A 22,306-nucleotide genomic window follows, 5' to 3' on the forward strand; every position below is an offset into this window, starting at 1 on the left:
TTTAAGAATTGACAACTTTTATAGTATACAGCTTTTTCGTTCGACTGACAAAAGTTTTTGTTAGAAGAATGGAAGACCGAGGCCTTTTTTCTTCCCTTTCATTTGTCCTGACATTTGTTTCATCATCTTCTTCATGTCATCGAACTGTTTGATGAGACGGTTCACTTCTTGAATCGAGCGACCGCTCCCTTTTGCGATTCGCTTACGACGACTCGCATTGAGAACTTCCGGGTTGGAGCGTTCATGTTTCGTCATCGAGCGAATGATCGCTTCGACGTGATCGAGTTGTTTCTCGTCGATTTGGACGTTCTTCAACCCTTTCATTTTACCTGCACCAGGTAACATCGAAAGTAATTCATCAATTGGTCCCATGTTTTTCACTTGAGCCAACTGTTCAATGAAATCATCGAACGTGAACGACGCATCACGAATTTTGCTTTCTAGCTCTTTCGCTGCGTCTTGGTCCATCTGTGTCTCGGCTTTTTCAATGAGTGAGAGCACGTCCCCCATTCCAAGAATGCGTGACGCCATGCGCTCTGGATGGAACGGTTCGAGGGCATCCAACTTTTCTCCGAGACCGACGAACTTAATCGGCGCTCCCGTGACTGCCTTAATCGAAAGGGCTGCCCCGCCTCGTGTATCTCCGTCGAGCTTTGTCAGCACGACCCCGGTGATTCCGAGTTTCTCATTGAAACTGTCGGCCACATTGACCGCATCTTGACCCGTCATCGAATCGACGACGAGGAAGATCTCATTTGGTTTGGCAATCGTCTTCACATTTTCGAGCTCGCCCATGAGCGTCTCATCGATATGAAGGCGACCGGCCGTATCGATCAACACGAAATCGTGATGATTTGTTTTTGCGTACTCGAGCGCTTTCGTCACAATCTCTTCCGGCTTCACTTGATCACCAAGTGAAAAGACCGGTAAATCGAGTTGTTTTCCGAGTGTCTCAAGTTGCTTGATTGCCGCCGGACGATAAATATCCGCCGCGACGAGAAGTGGACTGCGGTTATGCTTTTTACGAATCAAGTTCGCTAGCTTCCCGGTCGTCGTCGTTTTACCCGCACCTTGCAGACCGACCATCATGACGACTGTCGGTGGTTTCTGACTAAATGAAATCGGGACGACGTCGCTTCCCATCAAATTTGTCAACTCTTCGTGAACAATCTTGACGACTTGTTGTCCTGGCGTCAATGATCTCATGACATCCTGACCAATCGCACGTTCTTTCACGTCATTGACGAATTGTTTGACCACTTTAAAGTTGACGTCGGCTTCTAGAAGGGCGAGGCGAACCTCACGCATCATCTCTTTGACATCGGCCTCCGAGATTTTTCCTTTACCGCGCATTTTGGAAAGTGTCGATTGCAATCGTTCTGATAATCCTTCAAATGCCATGCTTCAGCCCCCTACTCTAAATTCTCAAGCGCAGATATCGTAGCACTCACATCATCTGTGAGTTCGACTTGACGTTTGAGGGTCTGAAGAAGTTGCTGGCGCTCTATGAATTTTTCGAATAGAGCTAGCTTTTCCTCGTACTGTTCAAGCATCGTTTCTGTACGCTTTATGTTATCGTAGACCGCTTGACGGCTGACTTCAAACTCTTCCGCAATCTCTCCGAGCGAGTAGTCATCTAGGTAATAAAGAGACATATAGTTGCGCTGTTTCGGTGTGAGGAGCGCTTGATAAAAATCGATGAGATAGTTCATACGATTCGTTTTTTCGAGCGTCAAACCTTTCACCTCCACATGTTAAGTGAAATCCCTTTACAACTACCAATAGTACAGCCGTCCCAAGTACTTGTCAAGTTTTTTTCTTAACAGTAAAACTTAGGCGAGGTCTTTGTTTGTGTCGTCTTTTTCAGTCGAGTCACCCTGTGTCTTGTCTTCAAAAACATCACCGAACAATCCAAGGACGAACTGTTCCGGATTGAACACCTGTAAATCATCCATCTTCTCTCCGAGACCGACATATTTAACCGGAATGTCGAGTTCATTACGGATTGCAAGGACAATTCCGCCCTTTGCCGTCCCATCGAGTTTAGTCAAGACGATCCCACTTACGTTCGTTGCCTCTTTGAACGCTTTCGCTTGAATCATGGCGTTTTGTCCCGTCGTTGCATCGAGTGCGAGCAAGACTTCGTGTGGTCCGTTCGGAATTTCTCGTTCGATGACACGTTTCACTTTCTCGAGCTCTTTCATTAAATTGACCTTATTTTGGAGACGTCCTGCCGTATCACAGATGAGTACATCCATGTTACGTGACTTCGCAGACTGAACGGCATCGTATACGACTGCCGCTGGGTCCGATCCTTCCGTTTGACGAATGACCGGCACCCCGACACGTTCTCCCCACACTTCAAGTTGCTCTATAGCACCGGCACGGAACGTATCACCTGCCGCGAGCATGACGGAGCGACCTTCTGACTTCAATTGGTGCGCCAGTTTCCCAATCGTCGTCGTCTTTCCGACGCCGTTGACGCCGACAAACAAAATGACAGTGAGTCCATCCTGCATATTGAGTTCACGATCCGATTCATCTTCTTGAAGCCGATTCGCTACGACCTCGACGAGTGCGTCACGGACAAGGACCGGGTCTTTCAAATTGCGTCGTTTCACTTCTTCCTTCAAGTCTTCGACGAGGTCCATCGTCGTCGTGACACCGACGTCCGCTTGGATGAGCAAATCTTCGAGTTCATCGAAGAAATCCTCATCCACCTCACGGAAACGATAGACGAGGTCATTGACGGCACTCGCAAATCCGTCACGTGTCTTCGTCAATCCATCTGTAAACTTCTGTGACACCTCTTGGGTAGATGTCGTTAATTTATCTTTTAACTTTTTAAAAAAACTCAACGTGATTCCTCCATCTCTTCATCCATTTCGACGACACGTTTTGCTTCAGACAGTTCAACCGAGAGCACCTCGGACACCCCATTCTGTTGCATCGTGACGCCGTATAGCGTATCTGCAGCTTCCATCGTACCTTTTCGGTGCGTGATGATGACGAATTGCGTGTCAATCGACAGCGTACGAATGTATTCTCCAAATCGATGTACGTTCGCCTCGTCAAGAGCCGCCTCGACTTCATCGAGGACACAAAACGGTACCGGACGCGTCTTCAAAATCGCAAACAACAAAGCGATGGCCGTCAACGCACGTTCCCCTCCGGACAATAGACTGAGCGTCTGTAACTTTTTGCCAGGTGGTTTGGCCACAATATCGATTCCCGTATTCAGTAGATCCGACTCATCTATTAATTTCAAATCCGCTTCACCTCCACCGAACAGTTCAGTGAACGTCTGTTTGAAGTGAGCACGAACGCTCGTATACGTCTCCTTGAAGAGACGAGTCACTTCACGGTCCATTTCGGCGATAATGTCATATAAATCCCCTTTTGCGCTGACGAGGTCGTCTCGTTGCTCAGATAAGAATGTGAAACGTTCATGAACACTATCGAACTCTTCGATTGCATTCAAATTGACAGGTCCGATCTCCTCAATTTGACGAACGAGCAGCTTGAATTCCTCTTTCGCATCTTCGAGCGGGATCTCGAGTTCTGGTAGTAGCTCGGCGACGAGTCCGTTCTCTTCTAACGCATCGAGCTTCCATTGTCGTTTTAATTCGAACTCTTGTTTGGCCGTTTCAAACTTCCGAACAATCGTGTCTGCTTGACGTCGCGCTTCCGTCGCCTGGTCGACTCGCTGACGCATGATGCGGTACGCCTCTTCATTCGACTTGAGTGTTGTCGTCAACTCGTGAAGTCGTCCTTGGATTGCTATGAACTCTGTCTCCGCAGCTGCGAGCGTCTCTTCAAGCTGTGCCGATGAGACGACTTCTCCACTGTCGAGTCGCGCGAGCTCACGCTCTAACTGACTCAAACGGTCCTTCAAACGATTCCGTTCAGTCGTCAAGCGATCCATTTCATGCCGAACTCGCTCTTCTTCAAGGGTATGCCGTTGCAAATCGAGTTCGTTTTGACGAAGCAACGTTTCGAATTGGCCCGTGCTCTCAGCGCTTTTCGCTTGTTCAGCACGGAGTGACTCGAGACGGACACGAATTTCTGCCTGCTCGCGGTCCGTATTGGCTAATTCTATCGTCAATCGTTCTAGTTCAGCGGTCGACGTCTCAATCGTTTGCTCATAGCGCATCATTTCATGGTCGAATAATTCAAGTTGTGACTTCGCATCGAGCGAGGCACGCTCGGCCGTACGATAAGCTGCCTCGACCTCTCGAAACGTCACTTCGACGGTACGTTTCTCGTTTCGGAGTGTTGATAACGCTTGCGTGATATTTGTCAACGCGTCTGTATACTCTTCAAGACGTTGTTTTTGCTCGTGAAGCATAGCAAGACCTTGTGTCAAACCTTGTTTCAAGTCATCTAATTCACGCGATTGCGTGAACAGGGCCACCCCTTGCTTACGACTACCACCCGTCATCGAACCGCCGACGTTGACGATGTCCCCTTCTAACGTGACGACACGGAAACGGTATCCTGTCGATTGTGCGATTTGGTTCGCGACTTCAAGCGTCTCGGCAACAAGTACCGCACCAAGAAGTGATTTTTTCAGCGTTTCGAACGATTCATCCGTCTCGACGAGCTCCGATGCCACGCCAATAAATCCACGCATCGATTCGAGTCGATGCAACACTTCACTCGGTACGAATCTTGGTTTGATGGTCGTCATCGGTAAGAATGTCGCACGACCCGCGTTTGCTTTTCGTAATTTGTCGATTTCCCGTCGTCCCACCGTTTCATCCCGAACAACGACATGTTGTTGTGTCTGCCCAAGAGCCGTTTCAATCGCGGCTTCATACGAAGGACGAACACGAATCAATTCAGCGACAGCACCAAGTACTCCCGGGGAGCGCTCTTTCAAGACGAATTTGACCGCATGGAAATAGCCTTCATACGATTGCTTCATCCGTTCGAGCATTTCAATTCGGTCTTCTGTCTTTTGACGACGGCGTTCGAGGTCATAGTACGATGTCTCTGCTCGCGTTAATTTTTCACGGATTGTCGTCTCTTCTTCGCGAAGTTCCGTCTCTTTTTCACTCAAGTGTTCGAAGCGACTTTGTACTTGTTCATATTGCTCTCGCGCCTCATTGAGTGTCGCTTCTTGTGAGGAACGTTCATCAAGACGGTGTTTATTCTCCCGTAGAAGACGTTCCTTCGACTCGACGGCGACATCGATATCCCGTTGCTCCCGTTTTTGTTGGTTACTAATCGTCGCTCGCGTTGTCGCGAGTTCGAACGCTTCGCTTTGTACCGCTTCGATTTCGGAATTAAAATCACGCGAGGCTGCTGTCAATTGTTGTTGAAGCGCATTTCTCGACTCAGTCGTCTGGCGCAACGTGGCTACTTTTTGAGACAAGTCGTCACGAACGACTTGTAGCCGCGTCTCAAGTTCTACCATCTCGGCGCTCACTTCTTCACGTTGACGAAGGAGACGGTCTTTCATCTCGGCGCCGTGCTCTTCTTGTGCTTTGGCGAGCTTGATGTCACCTGTCAATCGTTCGACGTATGTCGAATGTTCACGCTCTGTTTGATTCAATTCGGTCAACTCGTCACGAAGCGTCGAAAGTGCAGCCTCGAGTTGACTTCGTTCTTCAGTAAGGTCACGAACCGAATGGTCGCAATCGGATAACTGTTGAACAGATTCTGCATGACGGACCGTCACTTGTTCAATCTCACGTTGAAGCAACTGAATTTCGGCACCCATAATGCCTGTTTCAAGTTCATCGTGTCTTGCTTTCGCGACTTTATACTCTCTTGCAAGTGCTGCCTGTTCACGTAGCGGTTCGACACGATCAGCCAATTCAAATAAAATATCATCGACTCGGGACAAATTTAACTCGGTGTCCTGTAATTTACGCTCAGCCTGTTTTTTACGCTGACGATATTTGAGGACTCCCGCTGCCTCTTCGATGACGGCTCGGCGGTCTTCTGGTTTCCCGGAAATGACTTGTTCGACCCGACCTTGCCCGATGATGGCGAACGCATCCCGGGAAAGACCTGTATCGAGAAACAAATCAATCACGTCTTTTAATCGACAAGGTTTTTTATTCACAAAATAGTCGCTGTCCCCACTTCGGGTCACGCGACGGGTCACACTCACTTCTTCATAAGGCAAACGTAACTGTTCGTCGCGATTATCAAGGACGAGCGTGACCTCGGCGACGTTACGGTGATTCTCACCCTCACTTCCGGCAAAGATGACATCTTCCATCTTGGCACCACGAAGTGATTTGGCCGACTGTTCTCCGAGTACCCAGCGAACAGCGTCCGATATATTTGATTTCCCGCTCCCGTTCGGCCCAACTACAGCCGTGACGCCGGGACGGAAATCTAATTCAATTCGCTTGGCAAATGATTTAAAGCCAGCGAGTTCGATTCGTTTTAAGTGCATCGTGACCATCCTATCCGCAGTAAGCATTCATCTGTATATTTTACCACAGTTAACAGTTCGTCAAAATGCCCGAATCATGCTATTCTTAAAAGAACTGTAGAAAGGGGAATACAGATGACGAATGAACAGATGATTGAAGCTATTTTGGATAAGATGAATATTATTAACCGCGGTGCGATCAAAGCGGAAGAATATAATGCAGCCGACCCATCAGCGGTGAAAGAGATTTACGAGTACGTAATGACACGTTCTTCCCTTTCTATATCGGAAGTTGACGGGATTGTCGAAGAGCTCGGTCAATTGACATGAAAAAGGAGTGGACCTAATCGGGTCCACTCCTTTCGTTTATAAATCTGCGTAACGCCTGTTAAAGGCGATGAGCGCTTCTTTCGCCGCCAATTGCTCGGCTTCTTTTTTAGAGCGTCCAATCCCTTCACCGACAATATCGTCACTGAGACGGGCATGCGCCACGAATTCACGGCTATGCGCCGGACCACGCTCTTCGATAATCTCATACGATACAGGACCGAGCCCTTCGCGTTGCACACTTTCCTGCAACTGACTTTTAAAATCAGTCTGTTCTTCAAATACACCCGCTAAGACTTTCGGAAAAACCGCTTCGGCGAGGAATCGTTCGACTGCCTCAATTCCTTGGTCCAAATAAAGAGCACCGATATAGGATTCGAATACATCGGCAAGTAGTGCCGGACGTTTTCGCCCACCGGTCAACTCTTCACCTTTTCCAAGCAAGGTGAAGTCAGAAAAAGCATAGGCTTCCGCAAAATTCACGAGTGACGGTTCGCAAACGATCGCCGCTCGTAATTTCGTTAATTCCCCCTCGGAGCGCTCCGGATAAGTCTCATATAAGAAGCGAGATACAGTTAACTCTAGAACAGCATCCCCTAAAAATTCTAAACGTTCATTATCTTTCCGTAACCCTCGTTGTTCATTCACATAAGAAGAATGGGTGAACGCCTGCATGAGTAAGTCGCGATCTGAAAATTGAACGTCTAAACGTTCTTCTAATGATTTGAATAATTCTAAGATGCGTGCTCGTTCCATCTCCTGTCGCCGACGTCGCTGCGCCGACCCTTGACGGTCAAACCGTCTTTTGTCTTTTGTCATAGTTCCCTCCATGAATAAGCACAAGCCCACCGCTCGGTTCCGGGCGGTGGGATGGCTTGATTACACTTTTGTTTCGATATAAGCCACTACGTCGCCGACAGTCGCAAGTTTTTCAGCGTCCTCGTCTTCGATTGTGATGTCGAATTTATCTTCGAGGTCCATCACCATTTCCATCACTTCGAGCGAGTCAGCGCCAAGGTCATCCTTGAATGATTTGTCCGCTGTGATCTCAGATACATCTTTCCCGAGCTTCTCTGCCACTGCTTCTTGTACGTCTACTAAAATTTGTTCTTTTGTCATGATAAAATCCCTCCAAAGGTAAGTATATTAAATGTCAGTCTGTTGGTAAAGTTCTCTTTTACGCCATTGTCATGCCACCGTCGACGGCAATTGTCTGTCCGGTCACATATGCGGCTTGTTCTGATGCTAGGAACGAGACGAGATTCGCCACCTCTTCGACTTGACCAAAACGGTTGAACGGAATCTGCTCGAGTGTAGCCTCTCGTTGTGCATCTGTCAAGGCATCGGTCATGTCGGTTTGAATAAAGCCAGGACACACGGCATTGACTGTCACATGACGTCCCGCGAGTTCGCGAGCAACCGATTTTGTCAATCCGATTAACCCTGCTTTCGCAGCCGCATAATTCGCCTGTCCCGCATTTCCAGTAATCCCGACAACCGAGGCGATATTGATGATTCGACCTGCATTCGATTTGAGCAAAGGTCGCGTGACGGCTTGCGATGTCAGAAAGGCCCCTTTCAAGTTCGTCGATAGCACGTCTTCGAAGTCGGCTTCTTTCATTCGCATGAGTAACCCGTCACGTGTAATCCCCGCATTGTTGACGAGGCAATCGATTCGTCCAAATGAATCGACTGTCGTCTTGACGAGCGCTTTAACATCATCTGCGTTTGAGACGTCTGCCTTCACGGCAATGGCTTCTCCGCCTGCCTCCACAATCGCTGTCACAACGTCATTTGCCTTCTGTTCACTACCCGAGTAGTTCACGACGACTCGAAAACCGTCTTCCCCTAAACGTTTCGCGATGGCCGCACCGATTCCACGGGACGCGCCAGTCACAATCGCTACTTGATCATGCACGAACTTCTCCCCCTAACGAGGCGACTTCTTCGAGCGTGGTCGCCTTTTGAATCGAAACGCTCGAATCGATTCGTTTAATCAATCCAGAAAGTGGTGAAGACGGACCGAATTCAATGAATGTGTCCACACCATCTGCAATCGCTTTTCGAACACAATCCTCGAAGCAGACTGACGAATAAAGTTGTTTCGTCAATAGCACCTTCAATTGTTCAGGGTCACGATGTACAGCAGCATCCACGTTCGAGATAAAGTCGACTGAAGCCGCTTCAAACGGTGACGAGGCGAGGACATCTTGGAATCGTGTCGCTGCCGGCATCATGTACGAACTATGAAACGCTCCAGATACATTCAATGGCAATACCCGTTTCGCACCAGCGGTTTTCAATTCAACGCTCGCCTGTTCGACAGCGTCGACATGCCCTGAAATCACAAATTGACCAGGACAATTCAAGTTAGCGATTTGAACCAAATCCCCGCTCGCACTGATTTTTTCTGTGATGTGATGCGCTTCTGTCAAATCGGTCATCCCGACGACAGCCGCCATCGTTCCGTCCTTCACATCAGACATCAAATGACCACGTTCACGGACGAGCACGGTCGCCTCTTCTAAATCGATGACACCCGCACTGACGAGCGCTGCGTATTCACCTACGCTATGCCCAATCACGACATCTGGTGCCGCCCCTTTATCCGCATAGGCTTTTGCGAGCAACGAGGCATGCGCCACGATGGCCGGCTGTGCGACTTCAGTTGCTTGAAGGTCTTCTTTCGATCCCGATGACATGACTTCAAGAAGGTCAAACCCGAGTCGACGCCCGATTGCTTGAAGTGTCTCCGGATGATCTAAAAATGTCTGTCCCATTCCTACGGCTTGAGAGCCTTGTCCTGGGAACACCCATGCTACTTTCCCCATGTCCTCACCTGCTTTCGCTTAGTCTATCGCTTTGGCACGCTTGATTTTATCGACGACGTCGTGGTCTACCATGATTTTTGCCTGTTTTAATGCACTCATGATTGCGAGTGCATCACTCGACCCATGAGCTTTGATGACAGGCGCATTGATCCCAAATAATCCAGCTCCACCATGTTCGCGATAATCAAGCGTTTCTTTCAATCGTCTTAATTTTGGTTTTAAGATGAGAGCGGCGAGTTTTGATACAAGATTGCTCGTGAATTGTTCTTTCATCATTTTCATGAGCATCGCCGACGAGCCTTCTACACCTTTTAATAAGATGTTTCCAGCAAATCCTTCTGTCACGATGACGTCCACGTCACCTGACATCGCTTCACGTGCCTCGACATTTCCAACGAAGTGGACAGGGGCCTCTTCAAGGAGGGGGAACGCATCTTTTGTGAGCGCATTTCCTTTCCCGGCTTCTGTCCCAATATTGAGAAGGGCGACACGTGGCGTTTTAATGCCACGAACGTGTTCCGCATAGAGTGAACCCATGATCGCATAATCTACAAGGTGTTCGGCCTTCGCATCCGGATTCGCTCCGACATCCAGTACGACGACACCACTACCTGTATATGTAGGGAACGTCGGAGATAATGCCGGACGCTCGATTCCCGGGATTCGTCCGATGATGAAAAGAGATGCCGCCATCAATGCCCCGGTATTTCCGGCAGACACGAGGGCATCCGCTTTCCCTTCTTTGACGAGCTTTGCCGCTACAACGAGCGAACTGTCTTTCTTACGGCGAACCGCTCGAACCGGTTCATCCTCACTTGTGATGATCTCACTTGCTGGAACGACCGTCACACGCGGGTCGTCAAGACCGTATGAGGAAATTTTTACCTCATCACCGACTAAAAAGAGTTCCATCGATTCGTTCGGATATTGTTCGACGAACCGTTTCACACCTTCCACAATCGCCTTCGGTGCGTGATCGCCACCCATTGCATCAATCGCTAACTTCATGCTTGTTCCTCCTCACCACGTCGGTAAATCGTGAAGTCGCCGTCAAAGACGCACTCCTCACCGACATAACTTTCGACCGTGACATCTGTTCTCCCGTCCCCACGTAGCTTCATCACACGAGCCTTGGCAACGACTCGCTCTCCAAGATGGACTTGGCGACTGAAGCGGATGTCCGCTTTAGTGGTCAACGCCAATTCATCATTGATGAGCGCCACCGCTAACGAGTTGGCTTGCGCAAACAAGACGTGTCCACGGGCAATCTCATTGCGGCTAAAGACGTGTTCTTTTTCTATATCGAGGACTGAGATGGCAGAGTCATCTAGTTTTAAGTCAATCATATCACCGATGACCTCGCTCATTGAAAGCGATTTGACTTCATCGAGATGTTCGGAAGCCACATGTTTGATTCGTTCCCTTACTTCTGGAATTTTTAATTCCATCCGGTCGAGCCGAATCGTCTGGATGCTGACGGAAAACTGTTTTGATAGTTCTTCGTCTTTGATGAACGGGTTGTGTTCAATCGTCTCTTGTAACAAGCGTTGCCGCTCTTTCTTAGGTACCCGCATTCAGTTCCCTCCTAAACTAATCACTAAAGAACTTAACACCTGGTACTAATAGCAGTATATATTCTTTAGTCGTCATTTTCAAGTATTATTCTAACCTTTCCCCTACGAGAAGGTCGAGTTGTTTTAAATAGCTACGTAGCACCTTAAACTGGTCTTCATGCCAAAATGCGTCACTTTCGAGCATTGCCACAGCATCTTGTCTCGCCACTTCCATCACTTTCAAATCGAGAACGGGATCGGCGACCCGGAAGCTTGGTAGACCACTCTGCGCGGTACCGAAGAAATCACCGGCACCACGTAACTCCAAATCTTTTTCCGCTAATACGAAGCCGTCGTTCGTTTCAGTCATCGTTTTCAGCCGAACTTTTCCGACGTCGGACTTAGGGTCTCCGACAAGGACACAGAATGATTGATGGGCGCCACGACCAACCCGGCCTCTCAGCTGATGCAACTGGGCGAGCCCAAAACGTTCGGCATCATGAATGATAATGAGAGAAGCGTTCGGAACGTTCACGCCTACCTCGACGACAGTCGTCGACACAAGAATTTGTGTCGCATTATCGGCGAACGACTTCATCACGTCATCCTTTTCAGCACTCGATAACTTTCCGTGCATCAGTCCGACTTCATGATTCGGGAAGCGGTCTTTCAAAATTTCATACAAAGCCGTCGCACTCTCCACTTCGAGCGTATCCGACTCTTCAATGAGTGGCGCAATCACGTATGCTTGGCGACCGAGCGACAGTTCCCGATCGACCATCGAATGAACACGATCGATTTGGTCATGTTTCGCCCAATACGTTTCAATCGGTTTTCGTCCTTTTGGCATCTCATCGATTGTCGAGACGTCCATCTCTCCGAACGCACTGATAGCAAGTGTTCTTGGAATCGGAGTCGCGGTCATATATAACACGTCCGCAAATTCAGCCTTGTCTCGTAGCTTCTTCCGCTGCTCGACACCAAAACGGTGCTGTTCGTCCGTGATCGCCAAATGTAAATTCGAAAACTCGACCGGCCCTTGAATGAGTGCATGTGTCCCTACGATGATGTCGACGTCTCTTGATTGGATTGCTGTAAGGAGCGCTTCTCGCGCCTTTCCTTTTACCGAGCTCGTCAACAGGGCGATCGTGATGCCAAACGGTTCAAACAATTCCTGTAAAGACGTCGCATGTTGTTCTGCTAAAATCTCGGTCGGCACCATCAATGCACCCTGATACCCTGCCATGACGGTCGCATACAAGGCAATCGCGGCAACGACGGTCTTCCCGCTCCCGACATCCCCTTGTAATAGTCGGTTCATCCGTTCTGGTTTTTCAAGGTCAGATACAATTTCACGGATGACCCGTGTCTGAGCTCCCGTCAACGGAAATGCGAGTCGTTTGACGAATTCATTCAATTGATGTTTGTCGAGTTGAAGGGCCCGACCGTTTCCTGACCGCTCCATTTTCCGAAACGCCTGCAATTTCAATTGATACATGAGACATTCTTCATATACATAACTTCGTCTCGCTCTTTTATAAGTGTCAACAGTATCTGGAAAGTGCATCCCACGAAGCATCGTCATCCGATCTTCTAGTCGATACCGGTCGCGAATGACTTGCGGCACCTGTTCCGGGAGATCGCTCACCTGTTCAAAAGCCAGTTTCACGATTCGACTGAAATTCTTTTGCGTCAGCCCGGCTCGAAGTGAATAAATCGGCTGTAGTCCGCCTGACGGGGCACCAAATTCGAGGTCGGTCGCGCTGATCGTCATCCGATTCATGTCCCATTTTCCTTTGACCGTCACCGTTTCGCCAATCACTAGCTTGTCCTTGTAAAACGCGCGATTGAACATCGTCACTTGGACTGCATACCGTTCTTCTAGTAATAGTCTGAACTGAAGGCGATTTTTACCTTTACTATAATAACGAACGAGCGGTTCGCCTTGGACTGTCCCACTCCATTTGACAAGGTCCCCATGTATAGCCGTGGTCACAGTTCCGCTATTATAATTCTCATAACGAAACGGGACGTGCTCTAGCACGTCCTCGATTCGAACAAGTTCCATCACTTCTAATTTTTTGGCCATTTCTGGCCCGACTCCTTTCAAAGTCGTCAGTCGTTCATTGTTTCGCATCTTCTTTCGCTCCAAATATATTTCGTTCGAGACGACGAGCCGTTGGTGTATTGGCAAGTCCACCTTTTGCCGTCTCTTTTAATGCGGTCGGCATCATTTGACCGACTTCATGCATCGCCGAGATGACTTCATCACATGGAATACGCGAGGTGATGCCCGCGAGCGCCATGTCTGCGGCGACAATTGCGTTGGCACCACCCATAGCGTTACGTTTCACGCATGGGACTTCTACGAGACCCGCCACAGGATCACAGACGAGACCAAGCATGTTTTTAAGTGCGATTGCAAATGCTGTAGCCGATTGGTCCGGTGTTCCGCCGGCCGCTTCGACGATTGCAGCTGCAGCCATCGCGGTCGCCGATCCGACCTCGGCCTGGCATCCGCCCGCCGCTCCCGATATGGAGGCGTTGTTCGCCACGACGAATCCGAATGCACCTGATGTGAACAAGTAACGAATCATCGCATCACGGTCCATCTCGAGACGATCCTTCACTGCAAACAACGTTCCTGGCACGACGCCCGCGCTCCCCGCAGTTGGTGTCGCACAGATTCGTCCCATCGCGGCATTCACTTCGTTCGTCCCGATTGCTTTTGACACCGCATCTAAAATGAGGTCTCCGGCAAGCGATTTGCCTGAGCGAATATAGTCTTGCATGAGTACGGCATCGTTCCCCGTCAATCCCGTAACAGACGTGACACCTTGGAGCGCACGTTCGACCGCTTCTTCCATCACCTCGAGATTCCGGTTCATCATACCGATGATGTCCTCCCGACTTGAGCGTCTGACGTGCATCTCTTGTTCGATCATCACTTCAGAAATCGGAATGCCTCGTTCTGTGGCAATCGTCACTAACTCTTCTACTGATTTAAACATCACACATTCTCCTTATTCCCCAAAAATAGCTATCCGTTCAATTTGTGGTAACCGCTCGAGTTCTGCTAGCACGTCAGCAGGAATGGTCTCATCAATCTCAATGGCCATCAAGGCCTGCATTCCTTTTTCGTGACGGCTCACTTCCATATGACCGATGTTCAATTGGTGATTCGCCAAAACTCCCGTAACTGCTGCGATTGCACCGAATCGATCATGGTGTAAGACGACGAGTGCAGGTCCCCCTCCTGTCAATTTTAACGGGAACCCGTTCAATTCGGTAATTTCAATCGTTCCCCCACCGATTGAGACGCCGACGATTTCAAATGTCCCAAGTTCATCTTCGAGCAGGACGCGTGCCGTATTCGGATGATCTGTCAACAAATCACTCGTTTCAAAGATGACTTCGATGCCTTTCTCACTAGCGATGTCTAACGCCTGCGGGATTCTCAAGTCGAACGTATCAAACCCCATGATTCCACCGACGATGGCAACATCTGTCCCGTGACCTCGATATGTGTCAGCGAATGACCCGTAAAATGTGATATGCGCGATACGTGGTGTTCTCCCGAACAACTTCCCTGCCATCAACCCAATTCGAGCGGCTCCTGCTGTATGTGAACTCGACGGACCGACCATGACTGGACCGATAATGTCAAACACACTACGATATTTCATCAATTTTCCCCCTTTCAAAAATCCCTACCTTCATTATACAGAAGGTAGGGACTTGAAACAGCTTATTCCACACTAAAAATATAAGAGTAAAGCGGTTGTTTGCCGTCGTGAACTTCAATTTCTATCTCGTCATTCACTGATTCGATATATGACGTCAACGCTTCTACATCTGATTCAGATGAACCTTCACCCGTTAGAATTGTGATGATTTCGTCATCCGCATCGATGAGAGCATCGACTAGTCGCTTAGCCGCTTCAAGGCTTGATGAAGACGACGAGACGATTTTCTTCTCTGCAATCGCCATATGCTCGTCCTTTTTAATCTCAACGCCATCGATGCTCGTATCACGAACAGCGTACGTCACCTGGCCGGATTTCACTGTCTCAGCAGCCGACTTCATCGCTTGTTCGTTCATCTCGACATCTGCCTCAGGATTAAAGGCGATTGCTGCTGCAAGGCCTTGCGGGACCGTCTTCGTTGGAATGACCGACACGCCACAAGGTGCGACAGACGCTGCTTGTTCAGCAGCCATGATGATATTTGAGTTATTCGGGAAGATGAAGACATGTTCCGCATGTGCAGATTCAATCGCCTTGACGATATCTTCTGTTGATGGGTTCATCGTCTGTCCGCCTTCGATGACGTGTGCCGATCCGAGGGAACGGAACAACTCACTGACACCTTCACCCATTGCCACCGTCACGATTGCAAATGGTGCTTTTGGTTTCTCATCTTGTTGAACGCCTTGTAGATTTATGCCGTGTTCTTCTTCGAGAATGGTCGAGTGCTGTTGACGCATGTTCTCGATCTTGACTGCGACGAGTTCACCGAAGCGCTGCCCTTTCGTAATGACCTCACCTGGTGTCTCGACGTGAACGTGAACTTTTAATAATTCTTCGTCCGCAACGACAAGAAGTGAGTCCCCTAGTTCAGACAATTCGTTACGGAACGTGTCTTCGTTGAATGGTGTATCTTTCAACTTATCATCTTGGAAACGAACCATAATTTCCGTGCAGTAGCCGAATTCAATGTCTTCTGTTGACATGAATCCTTGCGCCGCATGCGCGTGATGCTCTGCCTCGATCAACGCATCCATCACTGGAGCATGAGGTTTTTCGAGTTCTTTGCCTTCTAGGCTCGCGAGGAATCCTTCATAGATGACGAGAAGTCCTTGACCGCCAGAGTCGACAACACCGACTTCTTTTAATACCGGTAACAAGTCCGGCGTACGATCTAACGATGCTTTCGCTTCAACGATGACACGTTTCATAAATTCAGTGAAATCACTTGTCGACTCTGATGCAAGGAGCGCTTCGTCGGCCGCTTCACGAGCAACCGTCAAAATCGTTCCTTCAACCGGTTTCATAACCGCCTTGTATGCCGTGTCGACACCTCGCTTGAGAGCTTCCGCAAAATCAACTGTCGTGAGTTCTGTCTTTCCTTCAACGGCTTTACCGAATCCGCGGAACAACTGACTTAAAATAACGCCCGAGTTCCCACGTGCCCCCATGAGCAGTCCGCGAGCGAACTTTGATGACACCTCTGCAATATTTGATGAGTTCATGGCCGCTACTTCTTTCGCACCTGACGTCATCGTCAAATTCATGTTCGTTCCCGTGTCTCCGTCTGGAACCGGGAAGACGTTAAGCGAATCTACATAATCTGCGTTTTGGCTCAAGTTGGTCGCTCCGTTCGCAATCATGTTTGAGAGCGCCAATCCATCTAAACGTTTTAAACCCACACCAAATCCTCCTCCGTTTTCGTCAGTCATTCGTCAGACGAACGCCTTGAACGAATATATTTACCGACGAAACGTTTAATCCTAAAGTTTCTCCGAGCGTGTACTTCACTCGGCTTTGCACGTTGTATGCGACTTCAGATACTTTCGTTCCGTAGCTTACAATGATGTGCATGTCGATATGTACGTCTTCATCTTCTTGACGTACGACGACACCACGTGCATAATTTTCACGTTTTAACAATTCAGCAATGCCGTCTTTCAATTGTGCTTGTGAAGCCATGCCGACCACACCGAAGCATTCCATCGCTGCACCACCTGCGAGTGTTGCGATGACGTCACTTGTGATGTCAATATTGCCATATGTTGTCTTCATTTCAATTGCCATATGGAGTAGCCTCCTTTATTCGGAATGATTCCTAATGTACATTCTACAATAAGTACCTAGTTATTAAAAGAACCTGCTCCAGAAACTCGGTCAATTAGCGCGATAACCTCATTCATTATTCAAATCCTTGCGAGTAATGTCAAGTTTTTTTCTTGTCATGGTATGATTTTCTAGTTGCATCGGGAAAAAAGCCGTGCTAATATAAACGAGTGTCTATTAGGACGAACCCACATAAAAAAGGAGGGGAAACGCATGGCACGTAAATGCTACGTAACAGGTAAATCACCTAAATCAGGTAACAACCGTTCGCACGCACTCAACAAGACAAAACGTACTTGGGGTGTGAACGTACAAAAAGTTCGTATTCTCGTTGACGGTAAACCGAAACGCGTTTGGGTTTCAGCTCGCGCACTTAAATCTGGTCTCGTTGAACGCGTATAATACTTATACACGAACGAATAAATCCCAGCGGCATTCGCCGATGGGATTTTTTTTGCTTATTTTTTGACGACCATGACGAGAACGATCCCCCGATGAACCGTCAATCGGGCAAATGCTTCAGTCCATTCATTGGAAATCGTCAGCGCTTTTTCACTATTGATGTCATGATGTTCGAGCGGGTACTTGACACCATCAATAGAAATAGTCGCTGTCTTCCAAGGTATGAAAGACAAATAGTAGCCTTCTTTTTTTGAAAAGCTATAATCACCGGCTTTAACGAGATAGACCGTTTGACCATTCCCATGCAAAACCATCTCAGGATACTTCTCGAGCAAACCGACGTTCGCGAACGTCATATCGACTCGTCCACCGAGCGCCCCGTATACGTGCATCCTCGTTGCCCCTCGCTCTCTTGCCAATTGAAGCGCAATCTCAAGGTCCGTCATATCTTTCTCGGACGGATAGCGTAACGCTTCTTTCGGTGGTTTTCCCACAAACGAGTCAAAATCTCCGACCACGACGTCCGGTTCAATCCCTTCATCTAACAGTTTCTGATAACCTCCATCAACGCCGATGACATAATCGGCATGACGCGGTAATGGAATAACTTCCGGACTTGCCGCGACGATCAAGACATTCATTGACGAATGTCCCGTGTAGCTACACGTGTGAAACGTGGAGCTGTTGTAAAGAGTAATACTAATACGATGGCTGAAATAATAAAGGATGGGGCCATGTACGTCGCGTTATAACCGAGTGAATACGCTACGACCGGACCTTCCGCATACTCGGCGAAAAAGACGATACCCGAGATGACATGTGCCGCATAACGCAACACCGACCCGATCAAGGCACCGAGCACCAAATATGTCGCGAGTGTCTTCGTCGCACCTTGACCGGCCGCCTGTTTCACACGACCAGCAAACATACCCGCCATACCGACGAGGCCATAAGCGACCGTATAGTCGAGCAAGAACTGTACAGGTGTGAAGATGTAGGCACCGAACAACAGTTGAAGCGTCCCGACGAGTGCACCTGTCGCAAGTCCCCCTTTCAATCCGTGACGGAATGCCATCACAAAGATTGGGAGCATCGCTAGACTAATCGAACCCCCTTGTGGCAAGCGGTATGGGATGAGTAAATCAAAGATTAGCCCGAGCGCCGCAAACAATGAAATTTCGATGAGCGCTTGTAATTTAAAACGTGATTTCATCTTTCTTCCTCCTTTAACTGTTTGAACGACAAAAAGCAGCATGACGTAAACGCCATGCTGCTTAGATTCGCAACGTGCATTTTCGCCACATCCCTACGTCCGTGTGAACGGAACAGGTTCAAAGGGTTAGCGTATGCCTCTCAGCCACATCATGTGACACCCCTTGCGACAATATCTTGTTGTTCTATCGTTGATTATACACGAGATGCGCCACGAATGCTATCGATGGCTGCTTTATAATCCGGTTGATTGTAGATGGCCGAACCGGCAACTAGTACATCGGCACCCGCATCGATGCAATGTTTCGCCGTCTCTTCGTTGACCCCACCATCGATTTCAATTTCAAAATCAAGTTGGCGATCTTGACGCAGTTGGTTGAGCGCTGAAATTTTCGGTACGACCGATTCAATGAACGCTTGTCCACCAAACCCTGGGTTGACGGTCATGAGCAATACCATATCAACATCTGGGAGCACATGTTCGATCGTCGACAATGGTGTATGCGGATTCAAGACGACTCCACATTTCGCACCAGCCACTTTGATTTGTTGCAAGACACGATGCAAATGGTTCGTTGCTTCCACATGAACGGTCACGATATCCGCGCCTGCCTTCACAAAATCTTCCACGTATCGCTCCGGTTGGTCAATCATCAAGTGCACATCGAGGACCATATCTGATTTTTTACGTAAGCTCGCGAGCACAGGTAGACCAATCGAAATGTTTGGCACGAACTGACCGTCCATCACATCGAAATGGATATAGTCTGCTCCCGCTTCTTGAACAGCTTTCACTTCTGCCTCCAAATTGGCAAAATCGGCAGCTAAAATGGATGGTGCAATTTTAATCATCTGTCAATACCTCCGTTTTCGATCATTTAACTCTTCCATAAAGGTAACATAATTATCGTAGCGAGTTGAAGCAATTTTACCATCTTGAACGGCTTGTTTAATGGCGCAGCCTGGTTCGTTGATGTGAACACATCCTCGGAACTTGCAATCGTCGTGTCGTTCGACAAACTCCGGGAAACACCATCTGAGCTCATCAGTCTCGAGTTCCTGCGGAAACTCCAAACTCGAAAATCCCGGTGTATCTGCTACTAGTCCGTCCGCCAATTGAATCAACGTCACATGACGCGTCGTATGCTTCCCCCGACCGAGCGACTTGGAGATTTTGCCGGTTGCTAACTCGAGTTCTGGTGCGACTGCATTCAGTAGCGAACTTTTTCCGACGCCCGTCTGCCCGGCGAAGACACTCGTCTTCCCTTTAAAGAGTCTCCGTACTTGCTCGACTCCATCCGAAAGCTCCGTTGACGTCTCAATCACATCATATCCGATTGCACGATAGCAATCCGCCGCCTCTTGAATCGATCCGGTTTCTGTTTCACTCAGCAAGTCCATCTTCGTCAAGACGATGATCGGATGGATCTGTTTTGACTCAATCAGAATGAGGAATCGATCAAGCAAATGATAGGAAAATGCTGGCTCTTTTACTGAAAAGAGGAGAAATGCTTGATCGATGTTGGCAATTGGCGGTCGGACGAGATGGTTCTGACGCTCCTCTACTTCAAGAATATATCCGGTCCCATCCTCTTGGTCTTGAATCACTACATCGTCACCAACTACAGGCGAGATGTTACGTTTCCGAAAGTTTCCTCTGGCGCGACACCGAATCTCTTGATTCGATTCGGTCATGACATCATAAAATCCACCCTGTAAGCGAATAATCGTTCCTTTCAATATGACTACCTCCTTTAAAAAGAGGTGACGCTACCGTCACCTCTTTATTGTGCCTCTTTGGCTTGCGCATATGTGACTGAATCAGTTCGGACGATCTCACCATCAACTTCAATCGTTGCTGTCCCGACTTCGTTGGGGGCAATGACGAGCGTATACGAATACGTTGTTGTTTCTGTGATTTCATCTCGTAATACTTCAATTTCACCACGTGCATCGACCGTACGAATGACGACTTCGACCGCTTTCGGTTTTTTGTCTTTATCCGGTTGCTCGACTTCGACACTGACTTCTCGTTCAATCGAAACATCGGTCGGTTCAACGCCCTCTGAGACGATGACTGTGAGTTCTGTACCAGGGTCAACTGCAGTCCCTGCCGTCGGAAGTTGGCGGATGATTTGACCTTTTGGAACACTTGTCGAAAATTCATCACGTCTCACAATTTTCAGTTTGTTATGCTCAGCATAGGTCGACGCTTCCTCGAACGTGTACCCGGCAAGATTCGACAGTTCCACTTTGTTGCTTCCTGTCGATACGACGAGCGTGACCGTTACTTCGGACGGCACGACCTCTTCACCTGGTTCGAGCGATTGGGAAATAACATCTCCGTTGTCGACCGTTTCTGAAGCCTCTGTTTTAATTTCGAGGTCACTGAACGCCAAGTCTTTTAGCATTCGTTCAGCCGCAGTTTGCGACAGTCCTTCCACATTCGGCATCTCGACCGTCTCTTTACCGGCAGAAACGACAATTGACACCGTCGTGCCTCGTTTCGGTTTACGTCCTTCTTGAGGGTTTTGCGAAATGACCTCACCTTCTTTGACGTCATCGCTCGCCCGCTCTGTCACTTCGACGACAAAGCCTGCGTTTTCAAGTTCAGACGTGGCATCACCGATACTCATTCCGACAACATCAGGTACGACGGCACGTGACACCTCATCAGCGACCACGTATGCTGCGATACCACCACCAATTAATAACACGACGAGCAAAATCCAAATCCACCATTTACGCTTCTTCTTTTTGACCGGTGGCTGTTCTTCAGCTTCCTGCTCTTTTGATGCAGAAATTGAAGATTTCGATCCAGGTGTTTCCGTTTTTTCTTCAGTCATGATTGGTGTCATGACGAGCGTTTTGTCGAACTCATCCTGATTGGTTGGGAGACGTCTCGGTTCATCGGCACGTTCACGACTCAATGCGGTCATACAATCTTTCTTGAAGGCTGCAACCGAAGTATGACGGGCACCCGGTGACTTCGCCAACGCTTGCATGACACAGTTTTCAAGTGCTTGGGGAATATTCGGATTCAAGTCCATCGGTCGAATTGGATCGTCCTGCAGATGTTGAAGCGCAACGGCAACCGGTGTCTCTCCTATGAACGGCACACGACCTGTCAACAGCTCATAAAGGACGGCACCGAGCGAATAAATATCTGACTTCTCATCAGCAAATTTACCACGTGCTTGTTCAGGCGAGAAATAGTGGACAGATCCAAGTACCGACATCGTATGCGTCAACGTCGCATTCGACATCGCAACCGCAATCCCGAAATCGGTCACCTTCACGTTTCCAAGTTGATCAATCATCATATTTTGTGGTTTGATATCACGATGAATGATTCGGTTTGCATGGGCATGATCTATCGCATCACAAATCTGTCCCATGATACGTAGTGCCTCATCGACAGATATGTACTCCTCTTGCAAATATTGTTTCAAGGTCACCCCATCGACATGCTCCATGACGATATAGTACAAATCTTCTTCATCGCCGACGTCATAGATGGCGACGATATTCGGATGGTTCAGACTCGTAGCCGCATGGGCTTCTCGCTCGAACCGGCGTATAAATTGTTCGTTATGTGAGAATTCAGATCGCAACACCTTGATGGCGACGGTTCGGTTTAAGATCTCGTCATGAGCTCGGTAGACATTTGCCATGCCTCCGCTGCCGATTTGTTGTTCGATCCGATAACGATCGTTGATTCGTTCTCCGCTTCGCATC

22 protein-coding genes and 1 riboswitch are annotated in these 22,306 nt (G+C 48.5%); of the genes, 2 read left to right on the top strand and 20 right to left on the bottom strand.

Annotated features, from left to right (window positions below):
- Window positions 1-60: 60 nt before the first annotated feature.
- The 4 genes from ffh to smc all read right to left on the bottom strand — a co-directional run bounded on the left by ffh (window position 61) and on the right by smc (window position 6,412).
- Entirely contained in the window at window positions 61-1,401 is a 1,341-nt protein-coding gene (ffh, locus tag P400_RS0111110; protein ID WP_026826271.1) for a signal recognition particle protein, read from the bottom strand.
- 11 nt (window positions 1,402-1,412) lie between these two features.
- Window positions 1,413-1,736, bottom strand: coding sequence for a putative DNA-binding protein (locus P400_RS0111115; protein ID WP_026826272.1), 324 nt, complete (start codon window positions 1,734-1,736; stop codon window positions 1,413-1,415).
- Window positions 1,737-1,832: 96 nt separating this feature from the next.
- The gene (gene ftsY, locus P400_RS0111120) at window positions 1,833-2,858 is read right to left on the bottom strand and encodes a signal recognition particle-docking protein FtsY (RefSeq protein ID WP_026826273.1); all 1,026 of its coding nucleotides are present in this window, start codon (window positions 2,856-2,858) and stop codon (window positions 1,833-1,835) included.
- Window positions 2,855-6,412 (bottom strand): chromosome segregation protein SMC, encoded by a 3,558-nt coding sequence (smc, locus tag P400_RS0111125; protein WP_026826274.1) that lies wholly within the window; start codon window positions 6,410-6,412, stop codon window positions 2,855-2,857. The genes ftsY and smc overlap by 4 nt, the downstream gene beginning before the upstream one ends.
- A gap of 114 nt (window positions 6,413-6,526) precedes the next feature.
- On the opposite strand from smc, the gene P400_RS0111130 reads away from it, so the two are divergent.
- A complete protein-coding gene (locus P400_RS0111130) occupies window positions 6,527-6,721 on the top strand; it encodes a DUF1128 family protein (protein WP_034771119.1) in 195 nt (64 codons plus the stop codon).
- Window positions 6,722-6,757: 36 nt separating this feature from the next.
- Here P400_RS0111130 and rnc read toward each other — a convergent pair whose 3' ends face one another.
- The 11 genes from rnc to P400_RS0111185 all read right to left on the bottom strand — a co-directional run bounded on the left by rnc (window position 6,758) and on the right by P400_RS0111185 (window position 16,915).
- Entirely contained in the window at window positions 6,758-7,537 is a 780-nt protein-coding gene (gene rnc, locus P400_RS0111135) for a ribonuclease III (protein WP_285800405.1), read from the bottom strand.
- A gap of 60 nt (window positions 7,538-7,597) precedes the next feature.
- Window positions 7,598-7,837, bottom strand: coding sequence for an acyl carrier protein (acpP, locus tag P400_RS0111140; RefSeq protein WP_026826277.1), 240 nt, complete (start codon window positions 7,835-7,837; stop codon window positions 7,598-7,600).
- 58 nt (window positions 7,838-7,895) lie between these two features.
- Window positions 7,896-8,636: a 3-oxoacyl-[acyl-carrier-protein] reductase gene (gene fabG / locus P400_RS0111145; RefSeq protein WP_026826278.1), complete on the bottom strand. Its 741-nt coding sequence runs from the start codon at window positions 8,634-8,636 to the stop codon at window positions 7,896-7,898.
- Complete coding sequence (fabD, locus tag P400_RS0111150; protein WP_026826279.1) at window positions 8,629-9,549, bottom strand: ACP S-malonyltransferase; 921 nt, start codon at window positions 9,547-9,549, stop codon at window positions 8,629-8,631. Before fabD ends, fabG begins: the two co-directional genes overlap by 8 nt.
- A gap of 18 nt (window positions 9,550-9,567) precedes the next feature.
- On the bottom strand, window positions 9,568-10,557 hold the full coding sequence (plsX, locus tag P400_RS0111155; protein ID WP_026826280.1) for a phosphate acyltransferase PlsX: 990 nt from the start codon (window positions 10,555-10,557) through the stop codon (window positions 9,568-9,570).
- The gene (gene fapR, locus P400_RS0111160) at window positions 10,554-11,123 is read right to left on the bottom strand and encodes a transcription factor FapR (protein ID WP_015881355.1); all 570 of its coding nucleotides are present in this window, start codon (window positions 11,121-11,123) and stop codon (window positions 10,554-10,556) included. The genes plsX and fapR overlap by 4 nt, the downstream gene beginning before the upstream one ends.
- 85 nt (window positions 11,124-11,208) lie before the next feature.
- Window positions 11,209-13,239, bottom strand: coding sequence for an ATP-dependent DNA helicase RecG (gene recG, locus P400_RS0111165; RefSeq protein ID WP_026826281.1), 2,031 nt, complete (start codon window positions 13,237-13,239; stop codon window positions 11,209-11,211).
- The gene (sdaAA, locus tag P400_RS0111170) at window positions 13,226-14,113 is read right to left on the bottom strand and encodes an L-serine ammonia-lyase, iron-sulfur-dependent, subunit alpha (RefSeq protein WP_026826282.1); all 888 of its coding nucleotides are present in this window, start codon (window positions 14,111-14,113) and stop codon (window positions 13,226-13,228) included. Before sdaAA ends, recG begins: the two co-directional genes overlap by 14 nt.
- Before the next feature lie 12 nt (window positions 14,114-14,125).
- Window positions 14,126-14,788, bottom strand: a complete 663-nt coding sequence (gene sdaAB / locus P400_RS0111175; RefSeq protein WP_026826283.1) for an L-serine ammonia-lyase, iron-sulfur-dependent subunit beta — start codon at window positions 14,786-14,788, stop codon at window positions 14,126-14,128.
- Between the two features lie 62 nt (window positions 14,789-14,850).
- A complete protein-coding gene (locus tag P400_RS0111180) occupies window positions 14,851-16,530 on the bottom strand; it encodes a DAK2 domain-containing protein (RefSeq protein WP_026826284.1) in 1,680 nt (559 codons plus the stop codon).
- Between the two features lie 22 nt (window positions 16,531-16,552).
- Entirely contained in the window at window positions 16,553-16,915 is a 363-nt protein-coding gene (locus P400_RS0111185; protein ID WP_015881350.1) for an Asp23/Gls24 family envelope stress response protein, read from the bottom strand.
- 252 nt (window positions 16,916-17,167) lie between these two features.
- Between P400_RS0111185 and rpmB the strand changes: the two genes are divergently transcribed.
- Window positions 17,168-17,356 carry a 50S ribosomal protein L28 gene (rpmB, locus tag P400_RS0111190; protein ID WP_015881349.1) on the top strand — a complete coding sequence of 63 codons (189 nt, stop codon included), beginning with the start codon at window positions 17,168-17,170 and terminating at the stop codon, window positions 17,354-17,356.
- 56 nt (window positions 17,357-17,412) lie between these two features.
- Here rpmB and P400_RS0111195 read toward each other — a convergent pair whose 3' ends face one another.
- From P400_RS0111195 to pknB, 5 genes are all read right to left on the bottom strand, one after another.
- The gene (locus tag P400_RS0111195; protein WP_026826285.1) at window positions 17,413-17,997 is read right to left on the bottom strand and encodes a thiamine diphosphokinase; all 585 of its coding nucleotides are present in this window, start codon (window positions 17,995-17,997) and stop codon (window positions 17,413-17,415) included.
- Window positions 17,994-18,569: an energy-coupled thiamine transporter ThiT gene (gene thiT / locus P400_RS0111200; RefSeq protein ID WP_026826286.1), complete on the bottom strand. Its 576-nt coding sequence runs from the start codon at window positions 18,567-18,569 to the stop codon at window positions 17,994-17,996. The genes P400_RS0111195 and thiT overlap by 4 nt, the downstream gene beginning before the upstream one ends.
- A gap of 73 nt (window positions 18,570-18,642) precedes the next feature.
- Window positions 18,643-18,743, bottom strand: a riboswitch (TPP riboswitch).
- A 20-nt stretch (window positions 18,744-18,763) separates the two neighbouring features.
- A complete protein-coding gene (gene rpe / locus P400_RS0111205) occupies window positions 18,764-19,420 on the bottom strand; it encodes a ribulose-phosphate 3-epimerase (RefSeq protein ID WP_026826287.1) in 657 nt (218 codons plus the stop codon).
- Between the two features lie 3 nt (window positions 19,421-19,423).
- Window positions 19,424-20,311, bottom strand: a complete 888-nt coding sequence (rsgA, locus tag P400_RS0111210; protein WP_026826288.1) for a ribosome small subunit-dependent GTPase A — start codon at window positions 20,309-20,311, stop codon at window positions 19,424-19,426.
- 41 nt (window positions 20,312-20,352) lie between these two features.
- Entirely contained in the window at window positions 20,353-22,305 is a 1,953-nt protein-coding gene (gene pknB / locus P400_RS0111215; protein WP_026826289.1) for a Stk1 family PASTA domain-containing Ser/Thr kinase, read from the bottom strand.
- Between the last annotated feature and the right edge of the window lies 1 nt (window position 22,306).

This window comes from Exiguobacterium marinum DSM 16307 (assembly GCF_000620845.1).
GTDB classification, from domain to species: Bacteria; Bacillota; Bacilli; order Exiguobacteriales; family Exiguobacteriaceae; genus Exiguobacterium; species Exiguobacterium marinum.